This is a genomic window from Erwinia tracheiphila (assembly GCF_021365465.1).
Lineage (GTDB): Bacteria > Pseudomonadota > Gammaproteobacteria > Enterobacterales > Enterobacteriaceae > Erwinia > Erwinia tracheiphila.
The window spans coordinates 3,405,544-3,425,144 of sequence record NZ_CP089932.1; the positions used below are offsets into that span (position 1 = coordinate 3,405,544).

Genomic DNA, 19,601 nt, shown 5'->3' on the forward strand with positions numbered 1-19,601 from the left:
ACGATTTGAAACGTAGCCGCGCAATGTCTCCTTAGTTAAATGGATATAACGAGCCCCTCCTAAGGGCTAGTTGCAGGTTCGATTCCTGCAGGGGACACCATCCGCGGGTATTTCCACCTCCAGCAAAGTCCACAAAATTCTTTAAATCCCTTTGATATAGCGGCTTCGCAGTCTCTGTAAATGTTTTGACGTCCATTGCAATCCGCATACACGAAGGGGCATAATCAGGGGCACTTCGGTTCGATATTAAAAATGCCCCCTGATATGAAACTTACAGCACGACAGGTAGAAACTGCAAAGCCCAAAGACAAAGCCTATAAACTCGCTGATGGCATGGGGCTGTATCTGGAAGTTACCCCGCGAGGGTCCAAATACTGGCGCATGAAGTACCGTCGCCCCTCTGACAAAAAGGAAGACAGATTGGCCTTTGGTGTCTGGCCTGCTGTTTCCCTGGCTGATGCCAGAGCTAAACGCGATGACGCCAAACGACTACTGGCGAAGGGGTTTGATCCCAAAGCAGAACAGAAGGGGGCATAGGCTGAAGCAGAGGGGGCATATACTTTTGAAACCATCACCCGCCAGTGGTATGGCGGGTGCCTGAAAAGGTGGAACCCGACACATGCACGAGCCGTATTAAGATCGCTGGAGCATTATGTTTTCCCACATATTGGCGGTGCTGACATACGACAGCTTAAAACGCGCCAGCTTTTAGCCGCCGTCAACAGTGCTGATTCTGCGAATAAGCATGATGTTGCAAAGCGTCTGAGACAACGCATTACTTCTGTTATGCGCTATGCCGTGCAGAACGGCCTTATTGATAGTAACCCTGCGCTGGATATGGCCGGTGCTGTGGAATCAGCAAAAACAAAACACCGCCCCACCCTTCCCCATGCCCGTTTTGGCGAACTTCTTTCCCGGATAAGCAATTACAGCGGCAGGCCTGTAACCCGCCTGGCGGTGGAGTTAACCCTGCTCACGTTTCTTCGTTCCAGTGAACTGCGTTTTGCCTGGTGGGATGAATTCGACTTTGATCGGGCTGTCTGGAATGTGCCCGCTAAACGGCCAGAAATCGAAGGTGTGCGCTATTCCTGGCGCGGGATGAAAATGGGAACCCCGCATGTTGTCCCTTTAAGTAAGCAGGCGCTGGCATTACTGGAAGAGCTAAAAGAGTTCAGCGGGGATAACAGCAGACTGTTTCCCGGCGACCACAACCCGCAACAGGTTATGAGTGAAAATACAGTCAATAAGGCGCTGAGAACTATGGGGTATGACACTAAAACAGAAGCCTGCGGGCATGGATTCCGAACGATGGCGTGCGGCGCTATGGCAGAATCGGGACTGTGGTCACGCGAGGCTGTAGAAATGCAGATGAGCCACCAGGAAAGAAATGATGTGAGAGCGCCATATGTACATACCGCTGAATACCTGGAGGAAAGGCGCTTAATGATGCAATGGTGGGCTGATTATCTGGACGCCAACAGGTCTGCACACGTTACGCCGTATGACTTCGCTCACGATACCGGGCAGGGGCATAATGTGGTTTCAATAGCAAAAAGGAAATGAAATTCTACGCGCGCATACGTGAGCTTTATTTTACCTGTTTCATATGTTTCACTGTTTCAGTGACTAATATTTATAAATAAATCATAATATTAAGTGAAATAGGTATTGAAACAGGTTTTTGATAATCTGTTTCACCCCCTACCCGGCATCAAAAGAACGAATTACGTTCTTTTCTTTATATTCAATAATATAGGGGGAATTTCCATTCTGGCTGGTGGCCGGAATGAAAACTATGCAAGTCTGCACAGATTCGCAAACTGGCTAACCACCTGATTAAAGTAAAAGACCCCCTTCTTAGAAGGTGGCTTTCGAGAATGCCCCCTGTAAGGGGGGCTATTGTTACCTTCCTGTTTCTACTCTAGCAATTCCATCTGCTGTTCATGCGTTTGTTCCCTTTTCTCCTGATGCCCAACATATCGTCTGATGATCTCTTCGTTTACCCCTACCGTATCGACAAAGTATCCACGTGACCAAAAATGGTTTCCCCATAACTTCTTTCTTATGTGAGGGAAACGATTGTAGAGTCTGATGGCGCTACGCCCTTTCAGGTGACCCATCAAGGTCGATATAGAGATTTTGGGCGGGACAATCACTACCAGATGTACATGATCTGGCTGAACATTTAACTCCAGTACCTCACAATCTTTTATTCCGCAGAGAATATAGATTGTCCTGTAAAGTTCCTTGCCCAGCTTATCTTTCAGGATCCTGAATCGATACTTTGGCGTTCAGACTATGTGGTATTTGCAACGCCAATATACATGTGATGAACTCCTGTAAAGCCCCATGTCGGTCTGTCTCCTTTTACTTGTGGTGAGTAAGCAGAGATATTCCGGCATGGGCATTCTTCAGGCTATAGCCTTACAGGATCAATCACCACCTCCCTAGGAGGTGGTTTAGGGATGACAATTAATTTCCCCCATTGGGGGAAGTTGAATAAACCCACTGATTTTCATCAACGTACAAATTTGTACCATCAACCCGCCTCAGCGCACGACCAGAAATGTCCTCAAAACCGCACAGCAGAAATGCAGGCGTTTTCATCTGCACGGTAGCTTTCAGTACCAGATCCATATCCAGCCTGACGCCCAGCGCTACCAGACCGCCGTTAACGAAGTTCTCAGCCCCGGACAGCAGATTACGCACCTGCCATACGGTTGGTTTCAAATAAATCAGCCACATCGCGCAGAGACAGGCGCAGGACGTAATAAGCAAAGAGCACCTCGCGTTCTGCATCACGGCCAGCAACGTGCAGCCTCGATACGCAGGCGTCGATTATCAGGCCGTCCTCGTCGGTACAGGATGGACGCAAAGATGATTTACCCGCCAGCACTCCCCGGAAGGTGGTGCAGACCGCAGGCCATGCAGAACGGTTTTCTTCATGCGCCGCCCATTCTCCCCAGCGTTTCAGTACTGCCCGTATATCGCGCATTATTCAGCCCTCACCCTGTAAACGTTCATAACTTACTGATTTTGATTAATTCCGTCTAATCGTCGGAATCACCAGCCCACACCCATACTCAGTCTGCCCCCCTGCCAGTTATTTCGCGCATTGTTCAGCCCTCATCATTTCTCATCAAAACGTTTCAACCCGCCCCCTGCATTAAACACTAATCGATTGAATTTGCTTAAATGCGGTATTTCACCGTGTTCACCAGCTCACATCCTGAACCCGGTTCGCATATTAAAAGTTCGCACTGGGGTTCGCACCAGAAACATCCTCAAAATCGCGCAGCAGAAAAACAGGCATTTGCTAACCTTTACCTTAATCCCCGGTACGCAAACACGAAGTACGCACTCTGGTACGCACCGGAAATACGGTCAGCGGAGTGACAGAGGCAACGATTTAAAATTGTTATCCCCACAGCCCAGGAATCTGCAAAAAATTACGTGCAGAGAGGGCGCAGCGTTTACACTCCGGCCCACCAGCACGTATTATGCACTGTGAAGACCACAACGGACGATAACACAAGGATTGTATTAATATGACCGCACTACAGCTCCCGTGCATCATATTTAAAACCCAAAAATGGATGGACGACTACGGCGCGAGTGATATGCGCTGCGGCGATCTGACCAAAGCACAGTTAAAATCACAGTACCGGCTGGTGGATGTTTCCACCAGGGCCAACCCTTACACCCTGACGAAAATCACCCCGTTTACTCAGCCACAGTCTATGTTTTATGGCTCCCGTGGAGAAGGTGAGAAAATTACCCGTCAGCAGTGCGCGGCTATCCTGTTTGATGAATTCCGCAATTTATCGCGTTTGTTCTCGGTTTATGGCCCGTACAAACACCTTATCGAACAGATGATCACCCATATGCAGAACGGCAACGGTTCGCCCTTCAGCAGTATGCACCTGGACAGGGCGCTGAGAGAACATATTCTCAGGGATAACTCTGAGGGAAATAGTACCCGTCTGCTATTGGAAAAGGCTTTGAGCAAAAATATAGACTGGAATAATAAATATTATCCCGAAATAGAAAAGGGAAAACTAAATGAAGCTATATCTCGCGGAAGGTTGCCAAAATTCGACAGATTCCAGGATAACTTTAACGGCATGGGTATAACTGTCCACGACACTTGGGCAACACACATCACTATAAAATCGCTACAGGTTGATAATGACCGTTACCGGGCGGTGGTGCATTACAAAGTCCAAGATCACTTTGGCCTTGATGTTGACGATATTTCAAAATTCAAGTTCAACCAGTTCCGCTTCTTTCGTATCTGGTTTGTACTCCAGCGTTATAATCAGTTTGGTTTCAGGCCATTTATGACCAACATGGAAGCCACCATAGAAATTACTGGAGACCGAAAGTGAGAGTAAAAAATAAGAAAACTATGGCTTTGCTCTTCCTGGCTGGTTGCGTGTTGCCTGGCTACTGGCTTTGGTTGTCTCTGCGTCCAGTAGAGATTATCGCTATTCACCACGGAAGTAGTGGTTTCAGTGATATTCTGGTCACTAGTTTCCCGCCGACTGATAAAGGAAAAATCAACTGGTGGTTAAAAAATAAGAATATGTTAAAAAATAAATATGGTATTCCAAAACCTGATTCAGGTGGCTCTTTCTATCTCACTTTTTGGTTGTTTGGCGATGGTTACAAAGAAGAAGGAAAATATGACAGATTATGCTTTAAAGACATGCAGCCGCCTGTTAATTGCATAGAAAAAAACAGAGTATTTTCTGTAGAAACAGGTCGAAGCGATAATGTGTTTTTTACTGTAGATGATGCAATATATCGTATGAAAGAAAACGGGCAGATCGTAAAAGACGTATCCAATTAGACTTGCCGCCCTCGCGTAGAGACTGCAACAAAATCATCCCCGCTATCCGGCTTGCACCAGTCGTGTTGAAGTAGCAAAATGCTCAGGAGGCTATCTCGACGGAGAGAAAAGCGGCAACGCCTTACCGCCTGCCTCAATCCCTTTCAGTAAGGCGATTGCGTGTAAGGCGAACGTAGCAGATGAAACCCGAACCAAAGCCCCTGATTTATCCCTTTGAAAACCCTTCAATGACTGTTGGCCTCGCAGCGATCAATGCCACAGAACCACCTTTCAAGGTAGAACCTCGCCATCTTGACGCCTGGTTTAAGGAGGGCACTATAGCCCGTTATATGCTGATGGACGACCTACGGGAACTATGGAATCGTGAAGAGATCGGAGCGGTGTTCGATATGCTATTTGGAAAGGTCAAAAACTGTAAGCTGATTGCAAATTGTCGAACTGATATGGAGTGGAGCCGTGCAGAAGCAGGTGAGGCACCAACTTATGGTGTTTTTTGCATTGATACCGCTGAAGCGCTCTACCTTGAAAATTGCGAAGAAAATCTCTCCACTGCTCGTAGCACCGATAAAGGGACAAGCCCCGCTGACTTCACGTCTTTCGATTTTCCAATGCCAGAACCGGTACTACCTCGCTACGAGGCACAGAAGATTTACGCAATGATCCACGGCCTTAACCTAACTGAAAGCGTAACGGAAGATAAAAAGGCACTGTTGCAAAAATCTGGAGGTGATAAACTCATCGTCACCTTTTGCTGACGGAGCAGCACATGAATCCATTCAAAGGCCGGCATTTTCAGCGTGACATCATCCTGTGGGCAGTGCGCTGGTACTGTAAATACGGCATCAGCTATCGTGAGCTGCAGGAAATGCTGGCCGAGCGCGGTGTCAACGTTGATCACTCCACGATTTACCGCTGGGTTCAGCGTTATGCGCCTGAAATGGAAAAGCGGCTGCGCTGGTACTGGCGTAACCCTTCAGGGTTCTGCTCCTGGCATCTTGATGAAACGTATATCAGAGTTAACGGCCGATGGGCATACTGTACCGTGCTGTTGACAGCAAAGGCCGCACCATCGATTTTTATCTTTCCCCGCGCCGTAACAGCAAAGCGGCATACCGGTTTCTGGGAAAGATTCTGAACAACGTGAAAGGCTGGCAGATCCCCCGCCTCATCAACACCGATAAAACCCCCACCTATAGTCGCGCCCTGGCGTTACTGAAGCGGGAAGGCCGGTGTCCGCCTGATGTTGAACACCGGCAGATTAAATACCGGAATAACGTCATTGAATGCGATCACGGCAAACTGAAACGGATAATCGGTGCCACGCTGGGATTTAAATCCATGAAAACGGCATATGCCACCATCAGGGGGATTGAAGTCATGCGGGCATTGCGTAAAGGACAGGCGGAAAACTTTTACTACGGCCATCCTCTGGGCGAGATGCGTCTGGTGAGCAGGGTTTTTGAAATTTAAGGCATTTCTGTAATACAAAAGGTACAGCATCAAGAAATTTGCAACAGTGCCAATAATTGTACATGCGGTCATGTTGCCGTCTGGGAATGTGAATTCAGCCACATCCTTAAAGCCCCTCTTAAAACAGTTAATGCCACCTGCCGCAATGTTGGCACGACGCACGGAAGAACAAATAAATTTGCCCTGTGCTGCCAGAATTGCGGACAACGCGCTTTTATCAATAGAACAGATCGGATACACCCGCATATTTACACGCTTTATTGTTCCTGCACTGACATGGATTGCCAGCAGAGATTTGCTGCATCATTCAACTTTATAATGACACAGGTTCCCGGCGCTATAGCCAGTAGCAGATTACTACATGACTTAATTAAACATATCCCGGCAAGTGAGCACTTGGGCATTATTGATGCACTGAATAACTTTCAGAAGAATAATCATGAGTCTAACCAAGCGTAATTAACGGATTAAATCAACCGCTGTCAGAGTTACTTTATTCTTCCTCTTTAAAGTCCGGCCTCCGCATCAGGAGGCTTTTCATTTCACTCCGCGCCATGTTATTAATACCACTCTGAAATTAACGTTACAGGAGTTGCGTTATGGCTTTATCGTTTCAATCCCTCTGGAATGCCCATCCTGAAATCAAAGGCGATGCAAACCCCTGCTGCCTGCCCAATGGCCTCAAAGCATTTGATGACCAGTGCGCGATAAGGCTGGGCACGGCAATGGCCCGTTGCGGCTGTGATGTTACCAGACTGAAAGCGGCATTTTGCTGGCACCACCCAAAAAAGGATGGTCACATCCTTCGGGCCGAGGAGCTTGCTAATGCCCTGCGAACTGCCCCATTCAACGGCATGCATCCAATGGTCAAAGTGACGGTTGCGAATTTTGAGACGGTGCTCAGAAATGAGAGAGGTATTATTTTCTTTAAAGATTTTTGGAGGCGGGGAAATTAAACCTTTGCCAACCGTTCCGGCGATCATATTGACCAGTGGAACGGCAAGCGACTGACCACCCATATTAGCTATTTCAGGATACACTGGGGATTACAATGGGAGGGTGTATTGAGCAGACTGTTTGACTCTAAAGAAATCTGGTTTTGGAAAATCAAATGAGAAGATTAAAGATTTTTCTTGCAGGCATTGCCGGGGTGGCAACGGGTTTAATTTTGATATTTATCCTTTTCCCGCATATGGCATTGTTTATAAATGGACCAGTAGTCAGCAACGATCAGATGGATCAGAATGCTATCTTGTTGTTAATCTCTTTTCCGTCATTTGCGGCACTGGGTGCTCTCATGGGTGTTTTACTCATGCGGCACCGGCTCAACAAAAAACGCCAGTCCTGACCGCTCAACGCCGTTTTCTGCGGCGCTTTTTTAACAGCTCCCTTCAGCAACTCAGCCACTCCCGCTGTGCAATACTTTGCCATAACTCACCGACATACAGAATGCCACGCAGCCCGCGCCGCATCTGGCCTGCGCCAGTTTTCTGAGAGCCGCGCCGCACGCCACGAATTTTAACTTTGCCCTGACGTAATTACACAAATTTCATTTTAAAACAATAAATTATAAATTCTGTCGGCGCGCCAGTTTTGCTCCTGAATGGCAAAGTCTGGCAAAAGTTTGCAAAGTTTGCCAAATCCGTTAAAGCCGTCCGGCGCGGCCTGCGGGGTGATTTGCGGGAATTTCAAATTGCAATAAAAACCGATCCCAAATACCGCAGACGCGGGGGGCGTAGCGCCGTTTCCGTCACGCGCACGATTCCGTCTGCCAGAACAAGACAGCCGCTAACGCGCGTCACGGGGTTAACGAGAGCGTAACAGGGATGTGGAGTCTACTGTTTATTGAGGACGTCAAGGGCCTTCTGAAGGGGCTATTTTCACTATTCATATCGTGGGTTGATGGCTAAGGTAGTTCTAAATTCGATGTTTTATCCGACCGACGAACAAACGGGTACAATGGCGGGTACAAAAATAGACATTAATAAATTAAAACAACAATATCAATAAGTTAATTAAAATAACGATTCCTGCAGGGACACCACATGTTAACCTCCCAAAGTATCTCAAAGTCTACTAGCACTATTTATTTCAATAGGTTAGTTCCTCTCTGCAGTATCCCTGCGTCTCTAGAAGGCTCGCAAAATCCACTGTGTCATGTTGGTACAATTGTTGGTATGTTTGGTTCGATAACGCAGATACCATCAGCCGAGGATTTTTGCTATGTCGCTCACTGAGTTAAAGGTAAGAAATGCGAAGGCTGCTGCAAAGCCCGTCAAAATGACTGACGGTAACGGCATGCATCTTTTGATCACCCCGCACGGTTCGAAATATTGGCGTTTTCAGTATCGCTTTGGTGGCAAACAAAAGATTCTCGCACTAGGTGTTTATCCTGAGGTTACGTTATCAGAAGCCAGGCGTAGAAGAGACGAAGCAATGCAACTCGTTGCAAACGGTGTTGATCCAAGCGAAAAACGTAAAGCTGAAAAAGTAGAAATCAAAGGTCTGCTGACATTTGAAAAGGTTGCACGAGACTGGCATGCCAGCAACAGAACCTGGTCGGAAAGCCACCGAACTACAGTGTTAAATAGTCTTGTAAGTCATTTATTCCCCATCATTGGCAATCGTAATATCACCGAACTCAAAACCCGTGACTTACTGATTTGTATTAGTCGCGACTTGATCTGACAATGGGCCTTGAAAGGTTGAGAGTTACCGGTTTTGATATGGGTGTCGAATCCTTATACAAAACGCGAGGTAACTCTCATGCTTCATACTAACAATCCCATCATCAAACACAAAGCCGGTTTACTCAATCTGGCCGAAGAGCTCGGTAACGTATCAAAAGCCTGTAAGATCATGGGCGTGTCGCGAGACACGTTTTACCGTTATCAGGAACTGGCTGAAGAAGGCGGTATTGATGCGCTGGTTAATCAAAGTCGTAGGGTACCCAACCTGAAGAACCGCGCCGATGAGGCCACGGAACGTGCGGTTGTTGAGTACGCCGTTGAGTTCCCGGCTCATGGTCAGCATCGGACTAGCAATGAACTTCGTAAAAAAGGCATGTTTATCTCCGGCAGCGGCGTGCGCTCCATCTGGCAACGACACGACCTGGAGAACTTCCGTAAACGCCTGAAGGCGCTTGAGGAGAAAGTCGCTAAAGAAGGCATTGTGCTTACCGATGCCCAAATCGCAGCGCTGGAGAAAAAGGCGCATGATGATGAGGCCAGCGGCGAAATCGAGACGGCACATCCGGGTTATCTCGGGTCGCAGGACACCTTCTACGTGGGCAATCTGAAAGGTGTGGGTCGTATCTACCAGCAGACGTTCGTGGATACGTACTCGAAAGTGGCACACTGCAAGCTGTATACAAGTAAAACGCCGATCACCGCCGCCGACCTGCTCAATGATCGCGTATTGCCGTTCTACGAGGCTCAGGGACTGCCGATGCTGAGAATACTGACCGACAGGGGTACGGAGTACTGTGGTAAAGTGGAGCAGCATGATTATCAGCTTTATCTGGCCATCAACGATATCGACCATACGAAAACGAAGGCGATGTCTCCACAGACGAACGGTATCTGCGAGCGCTTCCATAAAACCATTTTGCAGGATTTTTATCAGGCCACGTTCCGCAAGAAGTTATATGGAGACCTGGAAAGCCTGCAGGCAGATCTGGACAACTGGTTGTGGCATTACAATAATGAGCGAACTCATCAGGGTAAAATGTGCTGCGGGCGTACGCCAATGGCAACTTTACTTGATGGTAAACGGGTCTGGGCAGAAAAAAATCTGAACCAGATTTAATCTGACAGACACCTGTATAAATAACCGGTAACTGTCAGATCAGGTCTGAGCTAGTACAACTGATTCCATTAAAAAGGGCTGAAGCAACAGGTCACCTCGAACTAGCTTCACGTCTTCAACAACGCATAACTGCGATCATGAGATATGCTGTCCACAATGCATTGATTGATCAAAATCCTGCCTATGACCTTGCTGGCGCAGTGATTTCTACAAAAAGTATTCACCGCCCTGCCCTTCCTTTAGAGCGGCTAGCAGAACTAATGCAGCGCATTGAAGCCTATAAAGGCAAAGTGACCTGCCCCCAGTATTAGATACAACCTTCAGTTAGTAATGTCGGTTGGTTTTTCTTCATGTTTCCCGTTTCGCCAGCATGCTGCAAATTCAAGCGGCGTCTGGTAATTCAGCGATGAATGAGGTCTGGACTCGTTATAATCCTGCCGCCAGTCATTAATGATTTTCCGGGCATGAAGAATATCGCTGAACCAGTGCTCATTCAGGCATTCATCCCGAAAGCGTCCGTTAAAACTCTCAATAAATCCGTTCTGTGTTGGCTTACCCGGCTGGATAAGTCGCAGTTCTACACCATGCTCAAAAGCCCACTGTTCGAGCGCACAGCAGGTAAATTCCGGGCCCTGATCGGTTCTTATCGTTGCCGGATAGCCGCGAAACAGCGCGAGGCCGTCCAGAATACGTGCGACCTGAACGCCTGAAATACCGAAAGCGGCGGTGATCGTCAGACACTCCTTCGTGAAATCATCCACGCAGGTCAGGCACTTAATCCGGCGGCCGCTGGAAAGTGCATCCATGACAAAATCCATCGACCATGTCAGGTTCGGCGCATCCGGGCGGAGAAGCGGAAGCCGCTCAGTCGCCAGACCCTTACGGCGTCGCCTGCGTTTTACACCGAGACCGTTAAGGTGATAGATGCGGTAAACCCTCTTGTGGTTGACGTGAAGGCCCTCCCGACGCAATAACTGCCAGATGCGCCGGTAACCAAATCGGCGACGTTCAAGTGCCAGCTCTGTGATACGCAGAGATAGTTGCGCGTCAGCAGCCGGACGCTGAACCGAATAACGGCAGGTTGAAAGGGACAGACCGGCCAGCCTGCAGGCACGACGTTGCGACAGACCCGTTATCTCACACATGACTTCCACGGCTTCCCGCTTCTGGTCTGTCGTCAGAACTTTCGGCCCAGAGCCACCTTAAGCGCCTCCTTATCCAGCATGGCTTCAGCGAGCAGCTTCTTGAGGCGGGCGTTCTCCTCTTCAAGTGACTTGAGCCGCTTCACTTCGGGGACTTCCATGCCGCCAAACTTCTTGCGCCCGGTGTAGAAGGTAGCGTCTGAAATAGCATGCTTGCGGCAGAGTTCCCGGGCCGAAACCCCGGCTTCGGCCTCGCGGAGAATACTGATGATCTGTTCGTCGGAAAATCGCTTCTTCATGGGGATGTCCTCATGTGACTTATGAAGACATTACTAACATCGCGCTGTATTAATCAACGGGGAGCAGGTCAAAGCTCAGAAGGTCTCGTGCAAAAATACAGAGGTAAAAGGGACATACCTCTGCAAAGTAGATACAGATATTACTCTACCTTTTATGGGCGAAAAACAGACTGTAGCTGAATTCAAATTTATGAAGACAGACCTTGGGTGGGAAGTATCGCCGTAACAGAAGAAAATATTGAATATAATAAAATTCAGAAGAAGTTTCAGAATATATTTTTTGACTAAATAACACCACCAGGGAAGCACTAAATAAAAATTAAATACTATAACCCTTTCAGAAATTTGTTAGATTTGTAAGAGGCTTAGGTAATGAGTTATAATCAACTTATCGCGGGTAAATTGAATGAAGCTCATTATGAATAAAATGCAAATCGAAGAACTTATTGTAAAAGAAGGATTTACACCCAAGGAGATATCTGTGATACGTCAGCATGCTGAGAAAGAGAGCCTGTAATTTAAATTGTGTATCTGCCTGTTTTTGATATCTTCATTTCGATAACGGAGACAGGTAATTATGGACGAAAAAAGACTCAAAGCCCTTGCGGCTGAACTGGCTAAGGGGCTGAAAACCGAAGCCGATCTCAACCAGTTTTCCCGCATGCTGACGAAGCTTACAGTTGAAACTGCGCTCAATGCTGAGCTGACTGACCACATCGGACACGAAAAGAACGCACCCAAAACAGGCTCAAATACCCGCAATGGTTATTCGTCAAAAACGTTGTTGTGCGACGATGGTGAGATTGAAATCAGTACACCACGTGATCGTGAAAGCACCTTCGAACCTCAGCTTATTAAGAAAAATCAGACACGTATTACGCAGATGGACAGTCAGATCCTGTCGTTGTATGCAAAAGGCATGACCACCCGGGAGATTGTCGCCACCTTCAAAGAAATGTACGATGCGGACGTCTCACCCACGCTGATATCGAAAGTCACTGATGCGGTGAAAGAGCAGGTATCTGAGTGGCAAAACCGTCCGCTGGATGCTCTGTATCCCATTGTTTATCTTGACTGTATTGTCGTAAAAGTTCGCCACAGTGGCACTGTAATTAACAAAGCCGTATTCCTTGCTCTGGGTATTAACACCGAAGGCCAGAAAGAATTACTGGGCATGTGGCTCGCAGAAAATGAAGGTGCGAAGTTCTGGCTCAGCGTGCTGACTGAGCTGAAGAATCGAGGTCTCCAGGATATCCTGATTGCCTGCGTGGATGGCCTTAAGGGCTTTCCGGATGCGATAAACAGCGTGTACCCGCAGACGCATATCCAGTTGTGCATTATTCACATGGTACGCAACAGCCTGAAATACGTGTCATGGAAGGACTATAAAGCCGTTACTGGCGGTCTGAAAGCGGTTTATCAGGCTCCGACAGAAGCAGCAGCGCTGATGGCCCTGGATAAGTTCGCTGATGTCTGGGACGACAAATATCCGCAAATCAGCAAAAGCTGGCGTGCACACTGGGAAAATCTCAATACGTTCTTTGGTTATCCACCAGATATACGTAAGGCTATCTACACCACGAATGCCATCGAGTCGCTGAACAGCGTTATCCGGGCAGCGATAAAGAAACGCAAAGTGTTCCCGACAGATGACTCAGTGCGCAAGGTGATATATCTGGCAATCCAGTCGGCCTCGAAAAAATGGAGTATGCCGATCCAGAACTGGCGGCTGGCAATGAGTCGCTTTATTATCGAGTTTGGTGACCGCCTGAGCGATCACCTTTAATACGGTGGCAGATACACAGAATTATTTACAGGGTCGAGAAAGACGGTTATCCTTATCCTTGGCTTCTTTCACAGTTAAAGAAAAGATTCATAGTTGCAATGGTATTAATAGTAATCCTTCTCATAGGGCTCATTTATACCATACGCAGTGGTACACAAGAAAACCTTGTTTCGTATTCGATCACACTTGTAGCAGGTTTCGTTATTTTATATATATTCGTACCTTTGAAACCTGCATTTAAAGCTTACAGATTCATGAAAAAGCATGGTCATTCTTTGTAAGTATCAGAGATTGACTTAATGGCTGAAGCGTCATTATAAACTTCAATGAATAGCTCTTTTCTGCTCATTTTCTTAATACCGCGAACGTAGTCGGTATTAAGAAAATAGTAGAGACGCCATGCCTCAGGTTTTTGTACCAGACGCACGATGCCATAGACAGACAGAGCCAAGTCCATTGAGCTATATGCTAACTGCCCAACCCTCTGATCGAACCCTAAAAACTCAGCAGTTGCTACATAACCCTGTTTGAGTAACCCCACACTATCAGTTTTGCCATACACCAGGTTCTCAACAGACTCCTGAAAACCGTTAAGTCCGTGCAGAACCAACATTCCCCCAAAGGCTGAACCTATGATTGTCCCTGTCGCAAGGGAAGCACCAATCACTGATACACCGGCTATTACCTGCATACCGCTTAGCACTACCCCAACCCCATTGATCACATAGCCCCAAAAATCTCCATTCTTGACCAACTGTACCGAAGCATGAACCGCAGCTGTTCCTGCTCTGAGCATTCTGTCCTGAATTGTAAGATACTCATTTTCCTTTTTTAGATTTTGGATGCACTCCTGGCATTGAGCATCAGTTGAGTCAGAACGGATGACGTTGATCTGAGCATTAACGAAAGCTTTAACGTTATCCTAGAACTGTAACCGATTGAATCCGTATTTAAGGTAGAGGTGAGAAAGGTGATTAGCATTGCTAAGGAGTTGGTTTGCCTCAGCATGAGCCATAGTCAGAAAGTAATCCTTGAATCGGTCTGGTTTCAAGTAGTCCATGACTGTGCCTTTATATCATTATACATATCGTTAAGTTTATTTAATCAGATTCCCCCTCTCAGGGAAAGCATAAGGACAAGCTATGAGTACAGATCTCTTCTTAAAAATCGATGGCATTACAAGCGAATCACAGGACAGTAACCATAAAGGCTGGATTGCTATTGAATCTTTCACATGGGGCGCGAACCAGCCAGGCAACATGGCAGTTGGAGCCGGAGGTGGTGCAGGAAAAGTTCAGTACCGCGATCTCTCAGTTCAGGCCCTCATAGACAAAGCAACTCCAGCAATCATGCGCTATGTCTCTAATGGCAAGCATATTGGTAAGGTAGAGCTTTCGATATGTAAGGCCGTAGGGAGTCAAATCGAGTATTGCCGCATTACGCTTGAAGACGTTCTTATCACCAATGTCATTTTTAATGGCACTACAAGCCGTGATTTGATAGGGGTCTCTTATCAATTCCAGGCATCAAAAGTTAAAACACAATACTGGGAACAATCTGCAAGTGGTGGTAAAGGTGCTGAAACACAGTCAGGTTGGGACATTAAAGCAAACAAAGAAATGTGATAAATATTTTATAAAAAGATAAGGCTCACGAGGTAAGGTAGCTACGTAATGGCGATAATGAATAGCACGATTTACGATGTTGCTAAAGTGATTTTGCAAACTCGGAGGTTTATTAAATTCGGCTTGTGCAGCTTAACTTTAGCAATACTCTCATTTTCCCTTGGTTATCTTATCCTTATCAAAGATGTTTTTTTACCAAATGATTTTACAAATCCTTCTATTATGAAGGTTTTAGCCAGAGAAGATTATATTAATTTAGCCAAGAAGGTTTTTGAACCAGTCCAAGAGTATAATGCTGGAGAAAGTGTGAGCGAACCCAAGGGGGATACCTATACAACGTTATATGTTAATAGGGCGTTAATGTTACATGTTTATTATAAGTTATTAGAATATTATAAATACGATGAAAGCACTCCCCACTTACAGGAAGTAAAAAGATTCAAATACGAGCCTTACTATGAATTAAGATTAGATATAGGCATTTTAATATTATTCATTTTCTGTTAAATAATTCTTATTGGACTTTTTTCTTTAATGTTTCATTTCAGAAAAAATAGATATACATACTCGTATGAGGAGGATATTTTAAGAGCTTATCATTCCGTAATGTATAACTCCCTTGAAGACAAGCACGAAAAACCTGAAGATTTAGAAATTGGCATGAGAAAAAAAAGCTTAACAATGCTACTCACTAACTTTCACATATTTCTAATTCAAATGGAGAGGAAATATAATAACCGCCCTGGTCTAATTGTAAAGGACGAAGCCGACTTTCAGGATATACTTTATTCATTTTTATTGGTTTTTTTCCCAGATACAAAAAGAGAATATTTTTCTAATGAGACTTTAGGTTCAAACTCCAGAATTGATTTTTTTATTCAAGAGATAAATACCGCTTTAGAATTAAAACATGTAACTGCCAAGAAAAATGCTAAATCTGGGGATTTAACTGAACAGATCCTAATCGATATTAATCGGTATCAGAAAAATAACAATGTTCGAAAGATAATATTTTTCATATATGACCCAGAAAAAGTAATTCTAAATTACAGGAAAGAAACTTCTGAGTTGATTGAGAATGCAAAAACAGAAGTTATGATCATATTCACACCGACCCTGTAAATAATTCTGTGTATCTGCCACCGTATTAAAGGTGATCGCTCAGGCGGTCACCAAACTCGATAATAAAGCGACTCATTGCCAGCCGCCAGTTCTGGATCGGCATACTCCATTTTTTCGAGGCCGACTGGATTGCCAGATATATCACCTTGCGCACTGAGTCATCTGTCGGGAACACTTTGCGTTTCTTTATCGCTGCCCGGATAACGCTGTTCAGCGACTCGATGGCATTCGTGGTGTAGATAGCCTTACGTATATCTGGTGGATAACCAAAGAACGTATTGAGATTTTCCCAGTGTGCACGCCAGCTTTTGCTGATTTGCGGATATTTGTCGTCCCAGACATCAGCGAACTTATCCAGGGCCATCAGCGCTGCTGCTTCTGTCGGAGCCTGATAAACCGCTTTCAGACCGCCAGTAACGGCTTTATAGTCCTTCCATGACACGTATTTCAGGCTGTTGCGTACCATGTGAATAATGCACAACTGGATATGCGTCTGCGGGTACACGCTGTTTATCGCATCCGGAAAGCCCTTAAGGCCATCCACGCAGGCAATCAGGATATCCTGGAGACCTCGATTCTTCAGCTCAGTCAGCACACTGAGCCAGAACTTCGCACCTTCATTTTCTGCGAGCCACATGCCCAGTAATTCTTTCTGGCCTTCGGTGTTAATACCCAGAGCAAGGAATACGGCTTTGTTAATTACAGTGCCACTGTGGCGAACTTTTACGACAATACAGTCAAGATAAACAATGGGATACAGAGCATCCAGCGGACGGTTTTGCCACTCAGATACCTGCTCTTTCACCGCATCAGTGACTTTCGATATCAGCGTGGGTGAGACGTCCGCATCGTACATTTCTTTGAAGGTGGCGACAATCTCCCGGGTGGTCATGCCTTTTGCATACAACGACAGGATCTGACTGTCCATCTGCGTAATACGTGTCTGATTTTTCTTAATAAGCTGAGGTTCGAAGGTGCTTTCACGATCACGTGGTGTACTGATTTCAATCTCACCATCGTCGCACAACAACGTTTTTGACGAATAACCATTGCGGGTATTTGAGCCTGTTTTGGGTGCGTTCTTTTCGTGTCCGATGTGGTCAGTCAGCTCAGCATTGAGCGCAGTTTCAACTGTAAGCTTCGTCAGCATGCGGGAAAACTGGTTGAGATCGGCTTCGGTTTTCAGCCCCTTAGCCAGTTCAGCCGCAAGGGCTTTGAGTCTTTTTTCGTCCATAATTACCTGTCTCCGTTATCGAAATGAAGATATCAAAAACAGGCAGATACACAATTTAAATTACAGGCTCTTCACACCACCAAGGTGATAATTCAATTAATATTATATACTTTTACTCTTTCTCTTTTTTTTAGTGACGTAGACCTGCCCCAAGAGTATTGCTTTCTCATATTTAACCCGTTCCTCACGATATACGCCCTCTGCTTCTTCTTCGTTTTCTATCACATAGTGGATTAAGAAGCGAAAGAAAAAAGTGATTTCATGCTCATTCCCTAGTTTGTCGGTCGTGACGCAGATTTATTGATAATGATGAAGAGTAAGATACCAACCGATGATCTTATCGTGCATTTCCTCTGACTTCGAAAAGCAAATTGTTCTGCGGGTCAGTCGTTTGATATGTGTGCGAAGATTAAGATTATGTCGTTCTGTCCGTTGGGTATATTTCTTGCTCACCACGTGGCCTGTTGCACTTAACAGAACTTTATAAACCGGCCAGGCATCTGTCATATAAAAGGCAAGGTTAAATTTGCTTAACAAGGCCAGCAATCGTCGCAGGGTCGGGGCATTTCTCGGGCCGAAGACGTGGGCCAGAGCACGTTTGCGGATACGGTCATAAGCATAGAACAACCACCGGGGATTGCTTTTACACCGCACGTAAGACCATTGTTCACCGGCTTCACAGCAGATAACAACCTCCGTTTCGGGGTCGATATTCTCAGCTACCTGCTTTGGGGAAATTTTTTTAAGTGCCGCAGAACCGTATTGAGGCTGATACCGAGAACCCGTGCGGTATCGCGACATCCGTAACCATTCATGGCCATATTAACAATGGTCTGGTGTGTGTCTGGTTTGGCACCGGAGTAGCTAAAGTTGAGCTGAAAGGTCTTTGAACAATGCTTGCAGATGTAACGTTGGGCACCGGATGCTGAATGTCCGTTACATCGTACAGCATGAGTTTCATTGCACTGAGGGCAGACGACATCAACTTTAGCCATATGTTACATCCAAAGCGCAAAGCATACGTGATCAGCAAGTCTGCGTCACGACCGACTTTTGGAAGAACTAAATGTCAGTGTAAGTATCCCGGTAAACCGAACCATTCACTTTTAGAGATCTTCCGACATACTGAATATATCCCCATGAAGTTACCGGTTATTTATACAGGTGTCTGTCGGATTACATCCGGTTCAGATCCTTTTCTGCCCGGACACGTTTTCCATCAGGTAACGTGGCCACTGGCGTTAGCCCGCCGCACATTTTCCCCTGATGAGCCCGCTCATTATTGTCATGCCACAACCCGTTGTCCGGATCCGTTTGCAGGCTCTCCCGCTCCCCATATGACTTCTTGCGGAACGTGACCTGATAAAAATCCTGCAAAATCGTTTTATGGAAGCGCTCACCGATGCCGTTGGTCTGTGGGGACATCGCCTTCGTTTTTGTATGGGCGATATCGTTGATGGCCAGATAAAGCTGGTAATCATGCGGCTCCACCTTACCACAGTACTCCGTTCCCCTGTCGGTCAGTCTTCTCAGCACCGGCAGGCCCTGAGCCTCACAGAACGGCCGGCGGCGGCGGTGTTCGGCGTTTTACTCGTATACCGCTTGCAGTGCGCCACTTTCGGGTACGTATCCACGAACGTCTGCGGGCAGATACGGCCCACACCGTTTAGATCGCCAGCACAGAAGGTGTCCTGCGACCCGGGATAGCCCGGGTGAGCGGTCTCGATTTCGCCGCTGGCCTCATCATCATACGCCTTTTTCTCCAGCGCGGCGATTGGGGCACCGGTAAGCACGATACCTTCTCTGGCGAGCTTTTCCTCAGGCACCTTCAGGCGGTTACGGAAGTTCTCCAGGTCGTGTCGCTGCCAGATGGCGCGCACGCCGCTGCCGGAGATAAACACACCTTTTTTACGCAGCTCATCACTGGTCCGGTACTGCCCGTGGGCCGGGAACTCAACGGCATATTCAACAACCGCGCGTTCAGTGGCTTCGTCGGCGCGGTTCTTCAGGTTGGGACCCCGGCGGTTCTGGTTAACCAGCGCGTCAATGCCGCCTTCAGCAGCCAGTTCCTGATAACGGTAGAAGGTGTCGCGTGACACGCCCGTGCTCTTGCAGGCTGTTGAGACGTTACCGGGTTATTCGGCGAGATTGAGCAGGCCGGCTTTGTGTTTGATGATGGGATTGTGAGTATCAAGCATGGGGGTGACCTCGTGTTTTGTATAAGGATTCGACACCCATATCAGAACCGGCAACCCTCAATCTTT

General features: G+C 46.7%; 17 protein-coding genes, 1 tRNA gene and 6 pseudogenes. 15 read left to right on the top strand and 9 right to left on the bottom strand.

Translation table 11 applies throughout. The annotated features are described in order from the left end of the window. Nucleotides 1–25: 25 nt before the first annotated feature. A tRNA-Arg gene (locus tag LU633_RS17780) sits at nucleotides 26–100 on the top strand. 164 nt (nucleotides 101–264) lie between these two features. Continuing rightward, nucleotides 265–1,563 (top strand): annotated as a pseudogene (locus LU633_RS17785) (tyrosine-type recombinase/integrase). Nucleotides 1,564–1,916: 353 nt separating this feature from the next. Here LU633_RS17785 and tnpA read toward each other — a convergent pair. From tnpA to LU633_RS17800, 3 genes and pseudogenes are all read right to left on the bottom strand, one after another. Further along, nucleotides 1,917–2,351, bottom strand: a pseudogene (gene tnpA, locus LU633_RS17790) (IS200/IS605 family transposase). A 121-nt stretch (nucleotides 2,352–2,472) separates the two neighbouring features. Continuing rightward, nucleotides 2,473–2,709, bottom strand: a complete 237-nt coding sequence (locus LU633_RS17795; protein WP_016190075.1) for a hypothetical protein — start codon at nucleotides 2,707–2,709, stop codon at nucleotides 2,473–2,475. Next, nucleotides 2,702–2,995 carry an antiterminator Q family protein gene (locus LU633_RS17800; RefSeq protein ID WP_016190076.1) on the bottom strand — a complete coding sequence of 98 codons (294 nt, stop codon included), beginning with the start codon at nucleotides 2,993–2,995 and terminating at the stop codon, nucleotides 2,702–2,704. Before LU633_RS17800 ends, LU633_RS17795 begins: the two co-directional genes overlap by 8 nt. Before the next feature lie 553 nt (nucleotides 2,996–3,548). Between LU633_RS17800 and LU633_RS17805 the strand changes: the two genes are divergently transcribed. The 6 genes and pseudogenes from LU633_RS17805 (at nucleotide 3,549) to LU633_RS17830 (ending at nucleotide 7,670) form a co-directional block, all read left to right on the top strand. Further along, complete coding sequence (locus tag LU633_RS17805; RefSeq protein WP_016190077.1) at nucleotides 3,549–4,388, top strand: YPO3983 family protein; 840 nt, start codon at nucleotides 3,549–3,551, stop codon at nucleotides 4,386–4,388. Then, nucleotides 4,385–4,852 (top strand): DUF943 family protein, encoded by a 468-nt coding sequence (locus LU633_RS17810; RefSeq protein WP_016190078.1) that lies wholly within the window; start codon nucleotides 4,385–4,387, stop codon nucleotides 4,850–4,852. Before LU633_RS17805 ends, LU633_RS17810 begins: the two co-directional genes overlap by 4 nt. Before the next feature lie 179 nt (nucleotides 4,853–5,031). Beyond that, nucleotides 5,032–5,607: a hypothetical protein gene (locus LU633_RS17815; protein WP_046371963.1), complete on the top strand. Its 576-nt coding sequence runs from the start codon at nucleotides 5,032–5,034 to the stop codon at nucleotides 5,605–5,607. Nucleotides 5,608–5,618: 11 nt separating this feature from the next. Further along, nucleotides 5,619–6,322 (top strand): annotated as a pseudogene (locus LU633_RS17820) (IS6 family transposase). Nucleotides 6,323–7,047: 725 nt separating this feature from the next. Next, a complete protein-coding gene (locus tag LU633_RS26290) occupies nucleotides 7,048–7,278 on the top strand; it encodes a hypothetical protein (protein ID WP_407647044.1) in 231 nt (76 codons plus the stop codon). A gap of 143 nt (nucleotides 7,279–7,421) precedes the next feature. Then, a complete protein-coding gene (locus tag LU633_RS17830; RefSeq protein WP_040465308.1) occupies nucleotides 7,422–7,670 on the top strand; it encodes a hypothetical protein in 249 nt (82 codons plus the stop codon). A gap of 856 nt (nucleotides 7,671–8,526) precedes the next feature. Here LU633_RS17830 and LU633_RS26295 read toward each other — a convergent pair. Then, the gene (locus LU633_RS26295; protein WP_407646938.1) at nucleotides 8,527–8,622 is read right to left on the bottom strand and encodes a hypothetical protein; all 96 of its coding nucleotides are present in this window, start codon (nucleotides 8,620–8,622) and stop codon (nucleotides 8,527–8,529) included. Between LU633_RS26295 and LU633_RS17835 the strand changes: the two are divergent. The 3 genes and pseudogenes from LU633_RS17835 to LU633_RS17845 form a co-directional block, all read left to right on the top strand. Further along, a pseudogene (locus LU633_RS17835) lies at nucleotides 8,603–8,983 on the top strand (tyrosine-type recombinase/integrase); the annotation flags it as partial. The gene LU633_RS26295 and the pseudogene LU633_RS17835 sit on opposite strands and share 20 nt — an antisense overlap. A gap of 105 nt (nucleotides 8,984–9,088) precedes the next feature. Further along, nucleotides 9,089–10,129 (top strand): IS481 family transposase, encoded by a 1,041-nt coding sequence (locus LU633_RS17840; RefSeq protein WP_046371966.1) that lies wholly within the window; start codon nucleotides 9,089–9,091, stop codon nucleotides 10,127–10,129. 59 nt (nucleotides 10,130–10,188) lie between these two features. Then, a pseudogene (locus tag LU633_RS17845) lies at nucleotides 10,189–10,419 on the top strand (phage integrase central domain-containing protein); the annotation flags it as partial. 30 nt (nucleotides 10,420–10,449) lie between these two features. Here LU633_RS17845 and LU633_RS17850 read toward each other — a convergent pair. After that, a protein-coding gene (locus LU633_RS17850; RefSeq protein ID WP_152664158.1) for an IS3 family transposase occupies nucleotides 10,450–11,570 on the bottom strand; the annotation gives its coding sequence in 2 pieces (ribosomal slippage) (nucleotides 10,450–11,312 and nucleotides 11,312–11,570; 1,122 coding nt in all). A 577-nt stretch (nucleotides 11,571–12,147) separates the two neighbouring features. Between LU633_RS17850 and LU633_RS17855 the strand changes: the two genes are divergently transcribed. After that, nucleotides 12,148–13,356 (top strand): IS256 family transposase, encoded by a 1,209-nt coding sequence (locus LU633_RS17855; RefSeq protein WP_046371917.1) that lies wholly within the window; start codon nucleotides 12,148–12,150, stop codon nucleotides 13,354–13,356. A 268-nt stretch (nucleotides 13,357–13,624) separates the two neighbouring features. Here the strand turns inward: LU633_RS17855 and LU633_RS17860 are convergent, their stop codons facing one another. Continuing rightward, nucleotides 13,625–14,152, bottom strand: a complete 528-nt coding sequence (locus LU633_RS17860; RefSeq protein WP_016190085.1) for a DUF4225 domain-containing protein — start codon at nucleotides 14,150–14,152, stop codon at nucleotides 13,625–13,627. Nucleotides 14,153–14,498: 346 nt separating this feature from the next. Here LU633_RS17860 and LU633_RS17865 point away from each other — a divergent pair, with 346 nt between their 5' ends. The 3 genes from LU633_RS17865 to LU633_RS17875 all read left to right on the top strand — a co-directional run bounded on the left by LU633_RS17865 (nucleotide 14,499) and on the right by LU633_RS17875 (nucleotide 16,103). Continuing rightward, nucleotides 14,499–14,981 carry an Hcp family type VI secretion system effector gene (locus LU633_RS17865; protein ID WP_016190086.1) on the top strand — a complete coding sequence of 161 codons (483 nt, stop codon included), beginning with the start codon at nucleotides 14,499–14,501 and terminating at the stop codon, nucleotides 14,979–14,981. 48 nt (nucleotides 14,982–15,029) lie between these two features. Continuing rightward, entirely contained in the window at nucleotides 15,030–15,488 is a 459-nt protein-coding gene (locus LU633_RS17870) for a hypothetical protein (protein ID WP_016190087.1), read from the top strand. A gap of 99 nt (nucleotides 15,489–15,587) precedes the next feature. Beyond that, entirely contained in the window at nucleotides 15,588–16,103 is a 516-nt protein-coding gene (locus LU633_RS17875) for a PD-(D/E)XK nuclease domain-containing protein (protein ID WP_046371967.1), read from the top strand. 25 nt (nucleotides 16,104–16,128) lie between these two features. Here LU633_RS17875 and LU633_RS17880 read toward each other — a convergent pair whose 3' ends face one another. From LU633_RS17880 to LU633_RS17890, 3 genes and pseudogenes are all read right to left on the bottom strand, one after another. Further along, nucleotides 16,129–17,337: an IS256 family transposase gene (locus LU633_RS17880; protein ID WP_046371917.1), complete on the bottom strand. Its 1,209-nt coding sequence runs from the start codon at nucleotides 17,335–17,337 to the stop codon at nucleotides 16,129–16,131. Nucleotides 17,338–17,634: 297 nt separating this feature from the next. After that, a protein-coding gene (locus LU633_RS17885; protein WP_233479704.1) for an IS1 family transposase occupies nucleotides 17,635–18,332 on the bottom strand; the annotation gives its coding sequence in 2 pieces (ribosomal slippage) (nucleotides 17,635–18,071 and nucleotides 18,071–18,332; 699 coding nt in all). Between the two features lie 181 nt (nucleotides 18,333–18,513). Next, nucleotides 18,514–19,535 (bottom strand): annotated as a pseudogene (locus LU633_RS17890) (helix-turn-helix domain-containing protein). Between the last annotated feature and the right edge of the window lie 66 nt (nucleotides 19,536–19,601).

Coding starts and splice junctions, on each gene's coding strand:
- LU633_RS26295 (WP_407646938.1), bottom strand. CDS start 8,622: ATGCCGTTACCGTCAGTCATTTTGACGGGCTTTGCAGCAGCCTTCGCA.
- LU633_RS17840 (WP_046371966.1), top strand. CDS start 9,089: ATGCTTCATACTAACAATCCCATCATCAAACACAAAGCCGGTTTACTC.
- LU633_RS17870 (WP_016190087.1), top strand. CDS start 15,030: ATGGCGATAATGAATAGCACGATTTACGATGTTGCTAAAGTGATTTTG.
- LU633_RS17805 (WP_016190077.1), top strand. CDS start 3,549: ATGACCGCACTACAGCTCCCGTGCATCATATTTAAAACCCAAAAATGG.
- LU633_RS17860 (WP_016190085.1), bottom strand. CDS start 14,152: ATGCTCAGAGCAGGAACAGCTGCGGTTCATGCTTCGGTACAGTTGGTC.
- LU633_RS17800 (WP_016190076.1), bottom strand. CDS start 2,995: ATGCGCGATATACGGGCAGTACTGAAACGCTGGGGAGAATGGGCGGCG.
- LU633_RS17875 (WP_046371967.1), top strand. CDS start 15,588: ATGTATAACTCCCTTGAAGACAAGCACGAAAAACCTGAAGATTTAGAA.
- LU633_RS17880 (WP_046371917.1), bottom strand. CDS start 17,337: ATGGACGAAAAAAGACTCAAAGCCCTTGCGGCTGAACTGGCTAAGGGG.
- LU633_RS17855 (WP_046371917.1), top strand. CDS start 12,148: ATGGACGAAAAAAGACTCAAAGCCCTTGCGGCTGAACTGGCTAAGGGG.
- LU633_RS26290 (WP_407647044.1), top strand. CDS start 7,048: ATGGCCCGTTGCGGCTGTGATGTTACCAGACTGAAAGCGGCATTTTGC.
- LU633_RS17815 (WP_046371963.1), top strand. CDS start 5,032: ATGAAACCCGAACCAAAGCCCCTGATTTATCCCTTTGAAAACCCTTCA.
- LU633_RS17865 (WP_016190086.1), top strand. CDS start 14,499: ATGAGTACAGATCTCTTCTTAAAAATCGATGGCATTACAAGCGAATCA.